Origin of the sequence: Flavobacterium sp. ACN6, from assembly GCF_002304005.1 — a bacterium.
Classification (GTDB): domain Bacteria; phylum Bacteroidota; class Bacteroidia; order Flavobacteriales; family Flavobacteriaceae; genus Flavobacterium.
Genome location: NZ_MRCQ01000020.1, coordinates 38,791 through 56,088, shown reverse-complemented (window position 1 = coordinate 56,088; position 17,298 = coordinate 38,791). Strand labels below are relative to the sequence as shown.

Below are 17,298 nucleotides of genomic sequence, written 5' to 3'. Positions count from 1 at the left end.
GAATCTCTCGATTCTATTACTCTTATTCTTTTGTCTCATCCTGCGACGAGACGGCTGTCAATTCAATATGTCTACGAACGTGTTTCTTTTTTGTTTCGCTTGTGTTGCAAAGCGGGTGCAAAAGTAGTCAGTTTATTGACATTTACAATACTTTTTATTGATTTTTTTTCAATCTTTTTTAAAACTTTTTCTTAACTTTCTGATAATACAAAAGTTATGTATTGATATTTTTTAAAAAAGCTAAAGAATTTTCTTATAATTTAGTTTTTACAAAAAAAATAACATTTACAAACACTTATTTTATCAAATAAATAAATAAATAAATATACTATATATATGAGTTGTTTTAAAATTACAATATTCAAAATAGGCATTCTATTATACTAGTCCGTTGGTAATTTCAACGTTTTGAATTAATTTCCCAACATAAAGTCTCTGGCAGTTGATAGGTTCTAAATCGTAAAGAATTTGCAAAACTTATAAAACTAACACATTTTACCAATGCAGGCATTCAATTATTATCGGAATATACATGTGAACCTCTTTTTGATATGTTTGCGTAAGCGCGTAAAACCATTAAAGGCAGTTTTTAAACATAGTACTATAAAAAAGATAAGCTAAAGAGCGTTTAGTTATCAATGCGAGCTCCTGAGTTAAATAAACTCCCAGTGAAGAGAAAATTTCAAATTCAGCTTGCTGTCAATGGTTCTGAATCAACCAGTACTCCATCTATATCAAAAAAACTTACTTAGGCCTAAAATTTGTCGCATTACTCATATTCTATCTTTTTAGTGTCTGGAGCTTTGGAGCAGACTATATGTTATCTTCGAAAGTACTATTTTTTAAAATAAACCATATTGTAAACAGTCTAAGTGCAGAAAATATTTTTGCATGAATTGGAAAGTTAACTTTTGGTTTTCTATTATAGAAGCATAGGGATGGTATAATAATGACTACAAAAGAAGTCAAGTGCGTTCAAAACAAAAAATTCCAACGACGACCGTTCCATAATCCAACAGGAACAGTAGCAAAATTATTTTCAGAAGAAAAATGAACAAAAAAGAAACACAGATCAAGCATTAGTGCGGATGCACAGTGCTATAAGTCCCCAAGGGCGGACAAAGGAAATGAAGTCCGTTATGCGCAGGAAGCAGATGCAATGACGCTATCTTGGCTGCCCTTTTTAATTGTTTGAAATAAAAACTAATCCAAACTGAATCCTAAATATCCTTTTGCGTTTCTATTTCTTAACAGACAACTGTTTTATTTCAACGACTCATTTTGCCTGTTTACCTAAAAGTTAATGCGCCCGATACATATTCTAATGAACTTTACATAAGAAAAAAAAGCACTACTGCTTATAACTTAAAACCTTAGATTATGAAAGCAACCATTGGTATTACAGAAAAAAACACAGCCGCTGTTTCTCAAGAACTGGCAAAACTGCTTGCCGACGAATTTGTACTGTACACTAAAACCAGAAATGCGCACTGGAATGTAACAGGCGATAATTTTCATGCCAACCACATTTTCTTTGAAAACCAGTACAAACAATTAGATGAAATCATAGACAGCGTGGCTGAACGTATGCGTAAAATCGGCCATTATGCACCGGCAGCCTTGAAAACCTATCTGGAACTTACCCATCTTACAGAATACAGCGAGAGAACAAATGACGGTTTGGGTTTTATGAAAGATCTGCTTCAAGACCACGAAAGCATTATTGAATTTATCCGCGGCAACATAACTCCTTTTGCCGATGAGTACAAAGATTATGGTTCAAGTGATTTTATTACAGGATTAATAGAAATTCATGAAGAAATGGCCTGGATGATACGTTCTTACTTTAGATAAAATAACAAGGAATAAGTATATTTGTCTAAACCAAAAACCAAAACCCATGAAAGTGTTAATCGTTGATGACAATGATATTGCAAGAACCACTTTATCACACCTTGCTGGACAAGTTCCAAATCTTACGGTTGTAAATCAATATTCCAATGCCATTGAGGCGTATCATCATTTACAGGAAAATCAGGTTGACTTGATTTTCCTGGATATAGAAATGCCGGAGATGACGGGAATCGAATTGACAAAAAATCTTTCAGGCAAAGATATCATTATCATTTTTACGTCTTCTAAAAAAGAATATGCGCTGGAAGCATTTGAATTGAATATCGCAGATTACATCCTAAAACCTGTGACCCCTGCCAGATTTTTACAAGCAGTAAGCAAGGCGCAGTCTATTATCGAAAGCCGGAAAGAGAATGTACAGTTTGGGAAAGAAGAATTTTTATTTGTCAGGGACTCTAATATTACAAGACGCTTAAAACTGGATGATATTTTTTATGCTGAGGCTATGGGCGATTATGTAAAGTTTTATACCCGAGAGAAAATGTTCGCCATACATGGCAAAATGAAAACGGCCGAGGAGCGCCTGCCAAAAGATGATTTTATTAGGGTGCATCGTTCCTACATTGTTTCTATCAGTAAAATTGATACTTTACAAGATGGCGGTATTATGATTAACAAAAAATTCATTCCCGTTGCAGATGCCTACCGAAAAGCGCTTAACACGCGAATGAATGTTTTTTAAATAGCAGCTTAGACCGAGTGCTGCTTCAAGAAGATCCTGTCTTATTCAATTAAGCTAAAACAATTCATTTACACATTTTATGATTAATACGTCTACCGTAATGGGCAACAAACGCTTTAGCTATTTTATAATCAGCAGTTTTATTTTGTGCAGTATATTACTTATTGCTGTACAAATTAATTCGGCCAAAAATACTAAAGAGCTCATCAGAAACAACAATACACTGTTAAACGAACTGCGCTCAAGCAATCACTTAAGGGAAATCGACCGCGACATTTTGGGCGTAGAAAGCAGAATCAGGGCCTCTATTGCTACTAATGATACTACACACCTGGAAGGCATTGATCAAAAAATTAAGCAGATCAGGAACTTTCTCGATTCGCTCTCTATAGATAATGAAGACCTTGAGGAAGAAAAACTCATACAGCGTCTTGGCGTTCTGGCGCAGGATAAAATGGTCACCAAGGGAAAACTGCTCCACCGTTACGACTCTTTAGGCAATATGGATGATGAGAGCTCGATTGCTAATCCGCATGCCCGAATCATTTCCAATGAAATTACTGATATTACAGCCAAAATTTATCACAAGCGTCAGCTTCGTATGGTTGAGCTCAGCAATTTAAGCCAGGAAATGGGCCGCAGAGCTAAACTATATGACCTCTCACTATTGGTTTTATTGGTTTTAAGCGGCGCTGTAATTGGGTATCACATCATGCGCCAATTCAAAAGACAGCATATTTTGATCAAAGAATTGGACATAGCAGAAAAAAAAGCAACTGTTGCCGCCCAGACCAAGGAAAATTTTCTGGCCAATATGAGTCATGAAATCAGAACTCCGTTAAGCGGCATATTAGGATTTACCAATTTACTGCAGAAAAGACCTTTAGATGAAACTGCCGCAGAATTTGTAACTTCTATACAGCGCTCGGGTGAAAATTTAATGACCATTATTAACGATATACTTGATTTATCAAAAATTGAGGCAGGAATGATGCGGATTACCCCGGGAATATTCAGCATTAACGGACTAATGAATTCTGTGGAAACACTTTTCTCGGAACGCGTAAAAGAAAAAAAACTAAGCATTTCCAGTAAAGTGGACAATTCTATCCCAGATACCTTAACTGGCGATGCCACCCGTCTCACACAAATACTGGTGAACCTTATTGGAAATGCCATAAAATTTACCCATCAGGGAACCGTAAGTATTGAAGTGTATAAAAAACTGCTGCACGAAAATAAGATTGTACTGGGTTTCAAAATTACAGATACCGGAATAGGAATTGGCAAGGAAAAATTAACTGAAGTTTTTGAAAGATTCAACCAGGGCGAAGACTCCACAACCAGAAATTACGGCGGGACAGGCCTGGGATTATCTATTGTAAAAAAATTGATCCTGCTGCAGGAAGGCGATATTGAAGTAAACAGCGAACAGGGAAAAGGAACTACCTTTAGTTTTTACATTCCGTACGGGATTGCCAAAGAACAGCTTAATTCACTACCTGCCCACTCTATCGATCAATATAAAGATATCTCCAATACCGCATTAAAAGTTTTAGTGGTAGACGACAACGCGATCAACCAAAGCCTGATGAAGCATATACTTTCACAATGGAATATTGATTTTGAAATCGCTTCCAATGGTCTGGAGGCCGTTGAATACCTGAGAAATAAAGCCTGTGATCTTGTGCTGATGGATTTACAAATGCCGCAAATGGATGGTTATACTGCTGTACAGCAGATCCGCGAAGTACTACAGCTTGATGTTCCTATAATTGCAATGACAGCACATGCCCTGCCGGGCGAAGGAGAAAAATGTCTCAGCCGCGGCATGAATGAATACATTTCCAAACCTATAAAAGAAGACGAACTTTTTAAACTTATTGCCAATTTCGGATTGAAAGATGCAAAATCTGCAGAAGAAAAAATTTCCGAAAACAATACCGTTTTCCACTATATTGATCTAACGTATATGCAGTCTGTAAGCGGCGGGAACAAAAGCTTCGAAAAAACAGTAAGCACACAGTTTATTGAAAACGTTCCAGTACATTTGCAGCAGCTTATTACAGCTTATCAAAATCAGGATTTTAAAGTCGTAAAACTCAGGGCTCACGATTTACAATCAAGTGCTGCCATAATGGGATTACTGCCTCACTTAGAAGAGAAACTTGATATTCTTGAAATGGCAAAAGAACAAAATACAATTTTGCAGCAAATCTTAGATGATGTACAAAACGTACTTAATTTATCGCTTATAGAAGCTAAGTTATTTTTAGAATCGCTGTTAAAATAGACAAGAAAATAACTCGTTAATCCAAGAAAGATTATCTTACTATATATTTATTCAATTAAAAGACTGACCTATCAAGGCAGTCTTTTTTTTATTCTATTCTATTTTCAAATATATCCCAAGGTTTCCGTCTTCGAAAACGTATCAAATGCACAGTAAAACAACTAATTAATATGGTTTAATCTTTCTGCGTCCCCAGTGGCTGCTGAAACGTCTTAGTTTCTCAGATTAAGATGATTCTCTGTTCCTATTTTAAAGCACTGCCTGAGAACCAGCCTCGCGAATAGTTTTAAATGCAGATGATGACAGCGCGAACGATTGATTCTGCTTTTTAAACGGGTATTTGTGCCCATTGGATGAATAGTATATGGTAACCTGAATGTAAGAAGGTAAATTTACTTCAGTAAAACAATTAAAACCAACCAATTATGGAAATCATTCAAACCAAAGAAAATGCATTATCACATTCAGCAGTAACTGCAGTAATCAACGCTCCAATTGAAAAAGTAAATATTGCAGACTGGCTTTTAAATCTTCCAGATGCAGAATACCAGCGCTGCTCCACACAGCACATAGGCGCGGGAATCACCAGTACATATAATGGCGTGCCAATGTCCATTAACGTAGAAACAATAGGCGACGCTTTAATGGTGCAGCATTATGAAGCTAAAGTGCATCGTCCTGACTACTGCCGCATGCTGTCTATTTCAGATTCCATCACCCAAAACGGACGCACTAAGGTTCAGGTTTTATGGGAACTTAAAGTAACCAAAATTGACGAAAACACCTGTTTATATACCAATGAGATCCACGCGGCTGCAACACCAGAAATGCTGGTATATCTAAAAGAGCACGGAATTGATTTAGCCGGTGCTGCGGCTTCAAGACAAGCGGCTTCCGATGCGCACAACCGAGAAGAAACACCTAATTTTGCTAAAAGCATCGAAAACAAGGCGCTTACAGGCAAGTATAATCAGCCGTTTTAAAAACGAAATACAGAACGATTGTTCAAGGAAAACAGCGCATAAAATACCTTGACACTAGTAAAATATACTAATTGAAGCTGTTTTAAAACGGAATACTTTTAACTACTAAAAAAAATAAAAATGAATTTATTCTCGCCAATAACACTACGAAGCCTTACTTTAAAAAATAGGATTATTTTATCTCCTATGCAGCAATACAGCGCTCAGAACGGAATACCCAACAACTGGCATTTAGTGCATCTAGGAAGCCGCGCAGTTGGGGGAGCCGGATTAATTCTAACCGAATGCACAGCAGTAGCTCCCGAAGGATTAGCAACGCTGTCTGATGTTGGAATTTGGAATGACCTGCAGCAAAATGCATGGAAAAACATTGTAGATTTTGTACAGCAACAGGATGCAAAAATTGGAATTCAATTATGGCATTCCGGTGCCAAAGGAAGTCTGCATCATCCAAATGAGCGAATGAAACCACTAACAGCGGAAGAAGGCGGCTGGAGCGTAAAATCATCCTCTGCCTCAGAAGTTAATGGAGTACTGACCAAAGCGTTTACTATTGCCGAAATTCAGGAGCTGAAAACATCATTTGTCAAAGCAGCACTGCGCGCCGTTGATGCTGGATTTGATACTATAAAACTCCATGCGGGACACGGCTATTTATTCCACCAATTTTACTCGCAGGTTATCAATCAGCGTACGGATCAATACGGCGGTAGTTTTGACAACAGAATCCGATTACTGATTGAAACAGTGCAGGAAATCAGAAAAGTAATTCCAGAAGAGATGCCCCTGATGGTTCGGATTTCAGCGGTTGATTATATAGAAACTGCTCTGGGCTGGACTTTACAAGACAGCGTTGCGCTTGCAAAAATATTAAAAGAAAATGGTGTTGATTTTATAACGGCATCTGCAGGAGGATTTACCAATGTTAGTAAGGATAAAGTATATCCGGGTTATCAGGTTTCGTTTGCACAAACTATTAAAGAGCAGACGGGCATTTTAACAGGAGCAGTTGGAATGATTACGGACGCCCAGCAGGCAGATACAATTATCACAGAAAATAAAGCTGATTTAGTGGTTATTGCCAGAGAACATCTGCGAAATCCTTACTTTAGCATCCACGCCGCCAAAGAATTAGAAATGGATATAGAAATTCCGTGGCAGTATAAAAGAGCTTTTTAACAGCATTAAACAAATAGTATTATGGAAAATCAAGGCGCATCTGTGGTAATTACCCACCATGTTTTGGATGGAAAAGAATCAGAATATGAAAAATGGCTGGACGAAATTGTTCCCATTACCAAACACTCACAAGGTTTTATCGATCTGCAGATTGTACGTCCGATTGCCCATCTGACTTTTGTTTATACGGTTATTATCCGATTTGACGATATTGAAAATCTAAAAAACTGGATGAAGTCAGACAATAGGAAACTGCTGATCGAAAAAGCCAATCCTTTTTTTAGAAAAAATGACAACTATCAGATAAAATCGGGTTTGGATTTTCTTTTTAATGGTGAAAACGAAGGAAGCAAGGTTCCTGTACGATGGAAACAGTTCCTTGTTACCTGGTCTGCCATTTATCCTTTATCACTTTTAATACCATTATTTGCACTGCCCTTTTTAAGATTTTTAAAAATTCCTTCTTATCATTATTTGGACGCTTTGGTAATTTCAGGTTTCATTGTCTTTTTAATGGTATTTGCTGTTATGCCCAATTACACCAGACTTATTAAAAAGTGGTTATATAAATAATCAAACTATCCTCTTTATAAGATTGAAAATCACTGCCTTCACAGTGATTTTTTTTGTTTTATATTTTACGTAAAACAGTAACTGCTTTTTAAAATTTAAGCAGAAATCTGCTCTCGATTGTACTAACGGTTTCTAATAGTAAACTCAACGACAGTTTATGCCTGTCTAACGAATTTGACCAATAGATGCTGTATATCTTCAATAGCTTTACAATAGAATTAACAAACCAGTATAATTAATCATCAAAAGCTATTACCATGAACACTGAACTTTTAAGTTTTAAATACGAGTTAGAAAAAAAAGAACCGCGCACCAATGACGGCGGTACAACAAGAGGAGCTTCTGTAAAAGATTTTCCAGCATCTATCGGCATCGCAGGAGTTTCCATGCGGTTACAGCCGGGAAGCATGCGCGAGCTGCACTGGCATGCAAATGCAGCAGAATGGGCTTACGTTATTTCAGGAACGGTACGCACCACAATTATTCATCCAAACGGTCATAGTTATACTGATAATTTTGAACCAGGAGATGTATGGTATTTCCCAAAAGGCTACGGACATTCTATACAAGCAACAGGAACAGCAGAGTGTCATTTCATTTTAATTTTTGATAATGGTAATTTTTCCGAAGATCATACTTTCAGCGTTACGGACTTTGTTTCAAGCATGCCCGCGGAAATTGTCGCTCAAAATTTGGGAATTACTTTAGAACAGGTTGCTGCATTACCTCAAAAAGAAGCCTATTTTGCAGCTGGAATTGTTCCTGACGAATTATCTTTTAATGCTGCTCCCCGCTCTGAAGTAGCAGCTATCGAATTAACCAATTTACACCGCTATCCCCTGCATGCGCAGCAGCCTAGAATAATTCCCGGCGGGGGTCTGCAGAGACTGGTAACAAGCAGGGAATTTCCTATCAGCACCACAATGGCAGGATCAATTATAGAATTACAGCCGGGCGCTTTAAGAGAAATGCACTGGCATCCCAATGCCGATGAATGGCAGTATTATATTTCCGGTCAAGCCGAAATGTCGGTCTTTTTAGCAGAAAGTACAGTGGTAACTGAACAATTCAATGCTGGAGATGTCGGTTATGTACCAATGGGCGCGGGACATTATATCAAAAATACGGGAGATACGGTTTGTAAAATCCTAATCGGATTTAACAGAGGCGAGTATCAATCTATTGATCTAAGCGAATGGCTTGCAGGAAATCCAAAAGATGTAGTCGTAACCAATTTTGGTCTAGCGCAAGATGAGATAGAAAAATTCCCAAAGAGTAAGGTATTTATCCAACCCAAAAAATAATCATTTTGACTGCTGAAACAGATTTCAACGTTTCTTCTGAGCAAATCAGAATACAGGAAAAATTAGCGGTATTCCTTGCTTTGACTGCAGGATATCTGGATGCTGTTGGAATTTTAAAATGGAAAATTTACGTTTCGTTTATGAGCGGTAATACAACACAATTAGGAATTTCCCTGTCAAATGGTAAAGCTTCCATACTAATTACAACATGCACCGCAATTGTTTGTTTTATGCTCGGGATTTTTGCAGGTACCTGTTTATCATTATCCAAAGATTTTAAAATGCCAGCGCTGCCTTTTTACATTGTTTCAGGAATACTGATTATGTATACGGCAATAAATCAATATTACACTATACACACCCTAGTATCGATTGCCGTGATAGGCTTTTCAACAGGAGTTATGAATACAATAGTGACCGCTGTAGGAAGTCAAAAAATAAATACAGATTTCGTAACAGGGACTTTAAATAGTCTTGCTGCAAACGCTGCCCAGTTTAGTTTGAGCAGTGACCAAAAAAGTAGAAAGCAGTATAAAATCAATGTGATTCGTTTAACACTCTTATGGATCGGTTTTATTTCGGGTGCTTTTACTGCGCCCCTGGTAATCGGTCAGCTGGGAAAATGGACTTTGATGCTGCCCGCCATAACATTATTGATTTGTGCAGTGCTGTTACCAATTAAAGAAATTAACCTTAAAACTAAATCTTATGCTGAAGAAAAATGAAGTTGCGCCAGATTTTACATTATATGCAACACCCGACCAGAAAATCACCTTGTCAGAATTTAGAGGTAAAAATGTGATTTTAGCTTTTTATCCTGCCGACTGGAGTCCGGTTTGCAGTGACCAGATGGCACTTTATAATGAGACCATCAAATATTTTAAAAAATACGATGCTGAAATTTTTGGTATTTCTGTAGACAGTAAATGGTGCCACACGGCTTTTTCTCAATCCAGAAACCTGCACTTTCCCTTACTGGCTGATTTCGAACCTAAAGGAGAAATCTCAAAAGAATACGGCGTCTACAACGAAAGTGAAGGGCAATGCAGCCGCGCACTTTTTGTAATTGACAAAAACGGAATCATACAATGGAGTTACCTCTCCCCAACTGCGGTGAACCCGGGAGCAGATGGAATCTTAGAAGCTTTAGAAACACTTAAAAACAACTAATTATGTCACTAAAACCAGCGGTTAGTCCAACTGACCATATACAAGGAAAAAAAGATGCAGAAATCGTACTTGTAGAATATGGAGATTATCAATGTCCGTACTGCGGTGCCGCTTATCCAGTTCTTAAAGAAATGATGAACAAATATGGAAAACAAATACAATTTGTATTTAGAAACTTTCCACTATCCGAAATGCACCAGTATGCCCGTCCGGCAGCAATTGTGGCAGAAGCTGCCGCACTGCAGGGAAAATTCTGGGAAATGCACGATGCTATTTATGAAAATCAGCAATATTTGAGCGAAGCTTTTTTACTAGAGCTAGCAGGGAAATTGGAGCTGGATTCTCATCAATTCAATATTGATATCAAAAAAGCTGCAGTTTCAGAAAAAGTCGATTCTGATTTTGAAAGCGGTATTATGAGCGGTGTAAACGGTACTCCTTCCCTATTTGTTAATGGCAGAAAATTTAACGGAGGCCCAGAAGATTTACTACAGTTAATGAGCGAAATTGTGAAATAGGTGCAGGACTAAAAACAGTTCAAAATCCAGTAAACGTTCATTAATTAATGAAGTAAAATATATATTTTGAGCCAATTTTTAATTAAATTTACCTAACAACCTTAAGTCCACTATCATGGAAATAAATTATTCGGAATTAGTTTCCATTAAGCACGTGAGTGTCCAAAGAATAGACGGTATTGAAACCACATCATTTTTAGATACCCTTTCCATCGAAGAACCTCTTGAAATTAGATTGTCTTATACTGCTAACGCAGAGAGAGTTCAAAAGAATATTTCGGTTACCATGCGTACTCCGGGTAATGATGTAGAACTCGCGGTAGGTTTTCTATTTACGGAAGGAATTATTACTTCCTATAAAGAGATAAATGATGCTTACGCTGTAAAAATGAATTGTTTGTCTGACAAACAAAATATTGTACAGGTGGATCTTAAGGAAAATTTCAGTCCAAATTTGATGCAGACAGATCGCAATTTTTACACTACTTCAAGCTGTGGTGTATGCGGAAAAAGTTCGATTCAGTCCATAAAAACGGTAAGTCCTTTTGGAAATTTAACAAGACAAAGAATTACAATTGCAGCTGCTGTATTTTATAAGCTGCCAGAAAAATTAAGAACAGCTCAAAGTGACTTTACTTCAACTGGAGGTCTGCATGCATCGGGACTTTTTAATACTCAAGGCGATTTGATTCTCTTAACCGAAGATGTAGGAAGACACAATGCCTTAGACAAATTAATCGGGCAGTCTCTTATAAGCACTTCGCTGCCTTTAAATGAGCATATTTTACTTCTGAGCGGCAGAGCGAGTTTTGAATTAATCCAAAAAGCCGCAATGGCAGGAATTTCCATAATTGCTTCCATTGGTGCTCCGTCGAGTCTGGCAGTGGAACTTGCGCAAGAATTTAACATTACGCTTTTGGGATTTCTTAAAGAAAACAGATTCAACATATACAATGCATCAGATCAAACAGTGATCACAACAACCGTAAAATAGTATATCCTAATTTATCACGATACCAATTAAACCAAAGTCTAATGAAGGAAGATCAACAAAGTAACACAGATAATTTGTCTAATAAATTGCCTGACGCGGAAAATCCATACCAGCTTTCAAAACTTAAAATTACAAAAGTAGAAAAATGGGCTGCCGGCATACCTGCGGTTTTGGCAGCGGTGAGCGATCTTATCGAAGACAAATCAGTTCTTAGAGGTGGTCAGGCTTTGTTTAAAATGAATCAAAAAGGTGGATTTGACTGCTCCAGCTGTGCGTGGCCGGATCCTGATGATGACCGGTCTGTTTTGGGTGAATACTGCGAAAATGGTGCAAAAGCTCTAGCAGAAGAAGCCACGACTAAAAAAGTTACCGCTGCTTTTTTTAAAGAAAACTCTGTTTACAGTCTTTCACAATTAGACGATTACCAAATTGGAAAAATGGGAAGGTTAGCCCAGCCGATGTATTTACCCGCTGGGGCATCACATTATCAGCCAATCAGCTGGGATGAAGCTTTTGCAAAAATAGCTTTTCATTTAAATGCCTTGGAATCTCCCAATGAAGCTGCTTTTTATACATCAGGAAGAACCAGCAATGAGGCTTCGTTTCTTTACCAGCTTTTTGCAAAGGAATTTGGAACCAATAATATGCCGGATTGTTCTAATATGTGTCATGAAACTTCTGGAACTGCTTTGAAAACTACAATCGGCATCGGAAAGGGAACAGTAACCTTAGAAGATTTTTATGATACAGATGTAATTGTGATAATCGGACAGAATCCCGGCACTAATGCGCCGCGAATGCTGAGCGCTTTAGAAAAAGGCAAGAAAAATGGAGCGAAAATTATTGCGGTTAATCCGCTGCCCGAAGCTGGCTTAATGGGATTCCATAATCCTCAGGCAATAAAGGGAATAATTGGGTCGGGCGGCAAATTGGCCGATCTTTTTCTACCCATAAAAATAAATGGCGATATGGCACTGCTGAAAGCCATCGAACTATTGCTCCTTGAATTGGAAAAGAAAAATCCAGGGCAGGTTTTTGATCAGGATTTCATCAGAGATAAAACCACTGGTTTTAAAAATTTTGAAAAACAATTTGAAAATTTAGATTTGGACCACCTTGCTTTTCTTTCCGGTGTTCCTAAAAATTTAATTATTGAAGCTGCCGAGATTATCGCCTTTAAAAAAAGAATCATTGTCTGCTGGGGAATGGGACTTACACAGCAGCCCAACGGCGTTGACATGATCAGAGAAATTGTCAATATTTTATTGATTAAAGGAAGCATCGGAAAACCAGGAGCTGGGGTTTGTCCTGTCCGCGGACACAGTAACGTACAGGGAAACAGAACCATGCTGATTGATGAAAAACCTACCAATGAGCAGCTAGACCGCCTGCAGGCTTATTTTGGTTTTAATCCGCCAAGAGAACATGGTTATGATGTAGTTGGGAGCATTAAAGCCATACACGAAGAAAAAGTGAAATTTCTGTTCTGCATGGGAGGAAACTTTCTATCGGCGGCACCTGATACTGCTTACACCGCAGCAGCATTTCGAAAATTAAAACTGCTGGTATGCGTTTCTACAAAACTTAACAGAGGACATTTGATACACGGAAAAGAATCTTTGATACTTCCGACGCTGTCACGAAGTGATATGGATATTGTTAATAACGAAGTGCAGATTATCAGTACCGAAAATTCCATGGGTGTGGTACAATCATCCAAAGGCGTTCTTAAACCCATATCAGATCAGTTTATAAACGAAATGCAGATTGTCTGCCGTATGGCCTTGGCAGTGCTGGGAGAAAAATCAGTTATTGACTGGAAACGTTATCATGACAGCTATGATGACGTGAGAGAAGCGATAGAAAATTGTATTCCGGGTTTTGAAAATTACAATAGCAGAGTCAGGGAAAAAGGCGGTTTTTATCTTCCAAATGCTCCGCGTCACGGAGAATTTAAAGCTAAAGAATCGGCTGATCGTGCAGCATTTACAATAACTGAAATTCCAGACAACGAACTTGGACCAGACGAATATATGATGGCTACAACACGCACGCATGACCAGTTTAACACCACTATTTACGGCATGGACGACCGATATCGAGGCATCAAAAATGAACGAAGAGTTATTTTTATGAATCAAAAAGATATCGATAAGGCAGGATTAAAAGCTGGTGAAAAAGTAGATTTATTTAATTATGATGATGGCATTGAAAGAATTGCGCCTTTATTTCTGATAGTGTCCTATCAAATACCGGAGCGCAATACAGTTACTTATTTTCCCGAAACAAATGTTTTAGTTTCTGTAAATAATGTGGTTAAGGAAAGTAATATGCCGGCATCGAAATACGTGAAAATAAAAGTAAAAAAACACGATCCTGCCATTTATGAAAAGATAAAGAAAATCTAACTCTTTTCAATCTGAATATTAACTGATAGATTTCGAGTCCATCTTATAGATAAAAGTAAATAAAGTAATACTTCTTCTATATTGATAGACAGGTTCTGCATGCCAAAAAATCTGCACAAGAATCGCGTGCTGCATAGAAAAAATGCTAAAACTTAAATAATTATAATATACAAATTAGAATACCTCTTAAAATTATTAATCATAAAACCATAAAACAATGAGTACATTTAAAACACAAGACGGAACAGAGATTTTTTACAAAGATTTTGGAACAGGTCAGCCAATAGTTTTTCACCACGGATGGCCGTTATCTAGTGATGACTGGGATATACAAATAATGTTTTTCCTACAACAGGGATATAGAGTTATTGCCCATGACAGACGGGGACACGGACGCTCTGGACAAACTTCAGAAGGGAACAATATGGAAACTTACGCTTCCGACATTGCTGAATTGACAGCGGCATTGGATCTAAAAAATGCTATTCACATTGGCCACTCCACTGGTGGCGGTGAAGTGGTGCGTTATGCAGCGAAATACGGAAAAGAACGCGTGGCTAAAGCTGTTTTAATTAGTGCTGTAACGCCAATTATGATCCAAAGCGAATCTAATCCTGAAGGTGTGCCTTTGTCTGTTTTTGACGAAATTAGACAAGGAACCGGATTTAACAGAGCGCAGTATTTTTATGATTTTCCAATAGCCTTTTACGGTTGGAATCGCGAAGGACAAACCGTTCAGGAAGGAGTTAAACACAATTGGTGGCGTCAAGCAATGATGGGTTCTGTTTTAGCGCATTACGACGGAATCAAAGCATTCTCTGAATCAGATTTTAGAGAAGATCTTAAGAGTTTAGATATTCCAGTTTTGGTTCTCCATGGAGAAGACGATCAAATTGTTCCTTTTGACCAGGCACCAAGGGCAGCAAAACTTTTGAAAAACGGAAAACTAATTTCGTATCCGGGATTTCCTCATGGAATGCCTACTACAGAAGCACAAACAATCAATAACGAAATTCTAGAATTTATTAAATCTTAAATAATAAATTCCTTTCCAGCTCAAAGCCTGCATATCAATTTGATTGTGCAGGTTTTTTTAATCTAATTGCTGATCTGCTGCCATGTGAGTGATTGCTGTGGAATTAAAACAAAAAAGGCGTTTGCAGAGAGCAAATGCCTTTATTATGGAAATTTATAGTATAATTATGATAATAATATTTTTAAGTTTTATCAAACAAAAGATGACCAGATGGCCATCTTTTGTCTTCCGATGTTAGAGTAGAATTCTTTAAGTATTTTACTTCTCAATTATTTACCAAAAACTTTCAGCTAGAGTATCCATTCGCCGTATCTCTCCTCTGTAACTTACTGCTTAGAAGCCAGCACCGCAGTTTTCAATGCTTCAACAGCATCTTCAAGGGTCACAGCAAGCTGATGCTCAGGATTTTCTATCTTTTGAATGAGATCTAAAACAAGCAGCTGTACGCTTTTTCCGTACACTTCTCCTTTTGTACTGGGAATTTCAAATGTACCGGAAACCATCGTATCTGCTTTATAAGTCCTGCCCGCTGTATAAACCAATTCGTTATCAGCAGTGGCTTCATCAGTACTTCCCCAACCCTCAGGTCTGGAAAGGTCTGTTACATCTCCAAAAATCTCTGCGGCAGTCTCTGACCAGCCTGGAAGCAATTGCAGCTTCTCCCTGTTCTGGGCATTCACGAGAATCTTGAGTGTTCCTTTCATCGGAATCCAGCCTTCAATTTGAACCTGTGCCAGATCATAAGCCAGATTAATAGTCGTCTGTTCAAAAAAGCCCGGCCCTGAAAAGGCGTGATAGTAACTCGCAATAAGTCCTTGATCGTAGAGAACCATTGCCGATACGCGGTCGCGCTGCCACTCATTTCGATTGTCCCAGCAGCCATACACCTTAGTATAATGCTGTCCGCCAAGGCAATTGATAATATCAAAAAAATGCACGCCGTGTTCTACCATAATCCCGCCTGAAAGTGTTTCATCCCAAAACCAATGGTCTGCTGGCAGAGTCTGGTCCTGGGCATAATTATTGACTACTGCATGGCGGATCGTACCCAAAGCACCACTTTCCCCCAGGCTCATTAAAGCCTGTATGATGGGATTGTAGCGGATCATATGATTTACCGTAATGCTTTTTCCGGTTTCTTTCTGTACCTGAAGTATTCTCTCGGCATCCTGCACAGTAACTGCGGCAGGTTTTTCCAAAAGAACGTGCTTTCCAGCGCGCATGGCTGCGCAGGCCATTTCGGCATGAAGACCTGGCGGTGTTACAATACTGACGATTTCTATTTCAGGGTCCTCAAGAAGCTCTTGCCAATTCTCATACCAGCGACAATCCTGTGTCTGCTGGAAATGACCACCTGAATCCGCCACAGCGGCCACCTGTGCCTGCGCCATTTTATTCCACCAGTGGTAAAGAAATTTTCCAAATCCACCGTAGCCTATTATGCCAATTTTGTATTTTTTCATATCTTGATTTTTAAACAAATACTGTCGTTACTGGAACATCTGTACTGTAACGAATTGAAAATCAAGTTACGATTATTCTATGCAGTTTCAAAATATTATTTTACAGAATCCTTCATGGAAAGAAAGCAGCATACTATTTGCATTTACAATAAGAACAAAAAACAAATCCATATTGATACCCTATTTCAAAACGCAATTTAAAATTCTTATCATCTTAACTAAAGTACATGCACTTCAGAAAGCTGTAAGTTATATAACTACCGCCGGCAATGTACACTAGTGAAATTTTAAAGTGGCCACAGCCGAATAAACACGATATATTGTACTGCAATAAGGAGCTTATATAAGATCTGGAAGAGGATTAAAAAATGATAGGGTTGTACAATAAACCAAACGGCAGGAACTCCTAATATGTCTTGTATTAATTTGAATTTCTCACATGGAAATAACCATACAAAACCAGCATATATTCCAATTGCCTCTTGGGCAAGCAGACAGAAAATCACACTAGGGATGTTTAAGATAAAACAACTAAAATCCTGAAACTAATCAGCCGCCACAAACATCTGATTGATTACCTAAAATTTCTGAGAAAAAAAAGAAAGCATTTAAAATCAGGATATCAAACAAATGAATTGCTATAAATTCCACAGGGTGACAGGACGATAATAGAGAACTGGCATTAATGTTTCGTTTCTCATATTCAAACTCACAACTGTTTTAGAATTCTTTTACAGGGCATAAACTAACCAAATGTAATTTTTCTTGTGTCTGATATAAG

At 37.9% G+C, this 17,298-nt stretch carries 14 protein-coding genes; 13 read left to right on the top strand and 1 reads right to left on the bottom strand.

The genetic code is table 11. From position 1 onward, the window contains the following. The first annotated feature begins 1,380 nt into the window (after nucleotides 1–1,380). From BSF42_RS21470 to BSF42_RS21410, 13 genes are all read left to right on the top strand, one after another. On the top strand, nucleotides 1,381–1,854 hold the full coding sequence (locus tag BSF42_RS21470) for a Dps family protein (RefSeq protein WP_095955150.1): 474 nt from the start codon (nucleotides 1,381–1,383) through the stop codon (nucleotides 1,852–1,854). Nucleotides 1,855–1,900: 46 nt separating this feature from the next. Beyond that, nucleotides 1,901–2,596 carry a LytTR family DNA-binding domain-containing protein gene (locus tag BSF42_RS21465; RefSeq protein WP_095955149.1) on the top strand — a complete coding sequence of 232 codons (696 nt, stop codon included), beginning with the start codon at nucleotides 1,901–1,903 and terminating at the stop codon, nucleotides 2,594–2,596. Between the two features lie 79 nt (nucleotides 2,597–2,675). After that, nucleotides 2,676–4,889: a hybrid sensor histidine kinase/response regulator gene (locus BSF42_RS21460; RefSeq protein ID WP_095955148.1), complete on the top strand. Its 2,214-nt coding sequence runs from the start codon at nucleotides 2,676–2,678 to the stop codon at nucleotides 4,887–4,889. 425 nt (nucleotides 4,890–5,314) lie between these two features. After that, nucleotides 5,315–5,872, top strand: a complete 558-nt coding sequence (locus BSF42_RS21455) for a hypothetical protein (protein WP_095955147.1) — start codon at nucleotides 5,315–5,317, stop codon at nucleotides 5,870–5,872. A 120-nt stretch (nucleotides 5,873–5,992) separates the two neighbouring features. Further along, nucleotides 5,993–7,051: an NADH:flavin oxidoreductase/NADH oxidase gene (locus tag BSF42_RS21450; protein WP_095955146.1), complete on the top strand. Its 1,059-nt coding sequence runs from the start codon at nucleotides 5,993–5,995 to the stop codon at nucleotides 7,049–7,051. A 21-nt stretch (nucleotides 7,052–7,072) separates the two neighbouring features. Further along, nucleotides 7,073–7,624, top strand: coding sequence for an antibiotic biosynthesis monooxygenase (locus BSF42_RS21445; RefSeq protein WP_253251133.1), 552 nt, complete (start codon nucleotides 7,073–7,075; stop codon nucleotides 7,622–7,624). Between the two features lie 257 nt (nucleotides 7,625–7,881). Further along, nucleotides 7,882–8,928 (top strand): cupin domain-containing protein, encoded by a 1,047-nt coding sequence (locus BSF42_RS21440; protein WP_095955144.1) that lies wholly within the window; start codon nucleotides 7,882–7,884, stop codon nucleotides 8,926–8,928. Nucleotides 8,929–8,933: 5 nt separating this feature from the next. Continuing rightward, complete coding sequence (locus BSF42_RS21435; RefSeq protein WP_172426737.1) at nucleotides 8,934–9,653, top strand: YoaK family protein; 720 nt, start codon at nucleotides 8,934–8,936, stop codon at nucleotides 9,651–9,653. Then, on the top strand, nucleotides 9,637–10,098 hold the full coding sequence (locus BSF42_RS21430) for a redoxin domain-containing protein (RefSeq protein ID WP_095955142.1): 462 nt from the start codon (nucleotides 9,637–9,639) through the stop codon (nucleotides 10,096–10,098). Before BSF42_RS21435 ends, BSF42_RS21430 begins: the two co-directional genes overlap by 17 nt. A gap of 2 nt (nucleotides 10,099–10,100) precedes the next feature. Then, the gene (locus BSF42_RS21425) at nucleotides 10,101–10,616 is read left to right on the top strand and encodes a thioredoxin domain-containing protein (protein WP_095955141.1); all 516 of its coding nucleotides are present in this window, start codon (nucleotides 10,101–10,103) and stop codon (nucleotides 10,614–10,616) included. 115 nt (nucleotides 10,617–10,731) lie between these two features. Further along, on the top strand, nucleotides 10,732–11,610 hold the full coding sequence (fdhD, locus tag BSF42_RS21420; RefSeq protein ID WP_095955140.1) for a formate dehydrogenase accessory sulfurtransferase FdhD: 879 nt from the start codon (nucleotides 10,732–10,734) through the stop codon (nucleotides 11,608–11,610). A 41-nt stretch (nucleotides 11,611–11,651) separates the two neighbouring features. Beyond that, nucleotides 11,652–14,018, top strand: a complete 2,367-nt coding sequence (locus BSF42_RS21415) for an FdhF/YdeP family oxidoreductase (protein ID WP_095955139.1) — start codon at nucleotides 11,652–11,654, stop codon at nucleotides 14,016–14,018. 217 nt (nucleotides 14,019–14,235) lie between these two features. After that, a complete protein-coding gene (locus BSF42_RS21410) occupies nucleotides 14,236–15,054 on the top strand; it encodes an alpha/beta fold hydrolase (protein ID WP_095955138.1) in 819 nt (272 codons plus the stop codon). Nucleotides 15,055–15,380: 326 nt separating this feature from the next. Here the strand turns inward: BSF42_RS21410 and BSF42_RS21405 are convergent, their stop codons facing one another. Next, on the bottom strand, nucleotides 15,381–16,517 hold the full coding sequence (locus BSF42_RS21405; protein ID WP_095955137.1) for a Gfo/Idh/MocA family protein: 1,137 nt from the start codon (nucleotides 16,515–16,517) through the stop codon (nucleotides 15,381–15,383). Between the last annotated feature and the right edge of the window lie 781 nt (nucleotides 16,518–17,298).

Bases quoted from the DNA above. Each gene is read 5' to 3' on its own strand.
- BSF42_RS21470 (WP_095955150.1), top strand. From the start codon at position 1,381: ATGAAAGCAACCATTGGTATTACAGAAAAAAACACAGCCGCTGTTTCT.
- BSF42_RS21465 (WP_095955149.1), top strand. From the start codon at position 1,901: ATGAAAGTGTTAATCGTTGATGACAATGATATTGCAAGAACCACTTTA.
- BSF42_RS21460 (WP_095955148.1), top strand. From the start codon at position 2,676: ATGATTAATACGTCTACCGTAATGGGCAACAAACGCTTTAGCTATTTT.
- BSF42_RS21455 (WP_095955147.1), top strand. From the start codon at position 5,315: ATGGAAATCATTCAAACCAAAGAAAATGCATTATCACATTCAGCAGTA.
- BSF42_RS21450 (WP_095955146.1), top strand. From the start codon at position 5,993: ATGAATTTATTCTCGCCAATAACACTACGAAGCCTTACTTTAAAAAAT.
- BSF42_RS21445 (WP_253251133.1), top strand. From the start codon at position 7,073: ATGGAAAATCAAGGCGCATCTGTGGTAATTACCCACCATGTTTTGGAT.
- BSF42_RS21440 (WP_095955144.1), top strand. From the start codon at position 7,882: ATGAACACTGAACTTTTAAGTTTTAAATACGAGTTAGAAAAAAAAGAA.
- BSF42_RS21430 (WP_095955142.1), top strand. From the start codon at position 9,637: ATGCTGAAGAAAAATGAAGTTGCGCCAGATTTTACATTATATGCAACA.
- BSF42_RS21425 (WP_095955141.1), top strand. From the start codon at position 10,101: ATGTCACTAAAACCAGCGGTTAGTCCAACTGACCATATACAAGGAAAA.
- fdhD (WP_095955140.1), top strand. From the start codon at position 10,732: ATGGAAATAAATTATTCGGAATTAGTTTCCATTAAGCACGTGAGTGTC.
- BSF42_RS21415 (WP_095955139.1), top strand. From the start codon at position 11,652: ATGAAGGAAGATCAACAAAGTAACACAGATAATTTGTCTAATAAATTG.
- BSF42_RS21410 (WP_095955138.1), top strand. From the start codon at position 14,236: ATGAGTACATTTAAAACACAAGACGGAACAGAGATTTTTTACAAAGAT.
- BSF42_RS21405 (WP_095955137.1), bottom strand. From the start codon at position 16,517: ATGAAAAAATACAAAATTGGCATAATAGGCTACGGTGGATTTGGAAAA.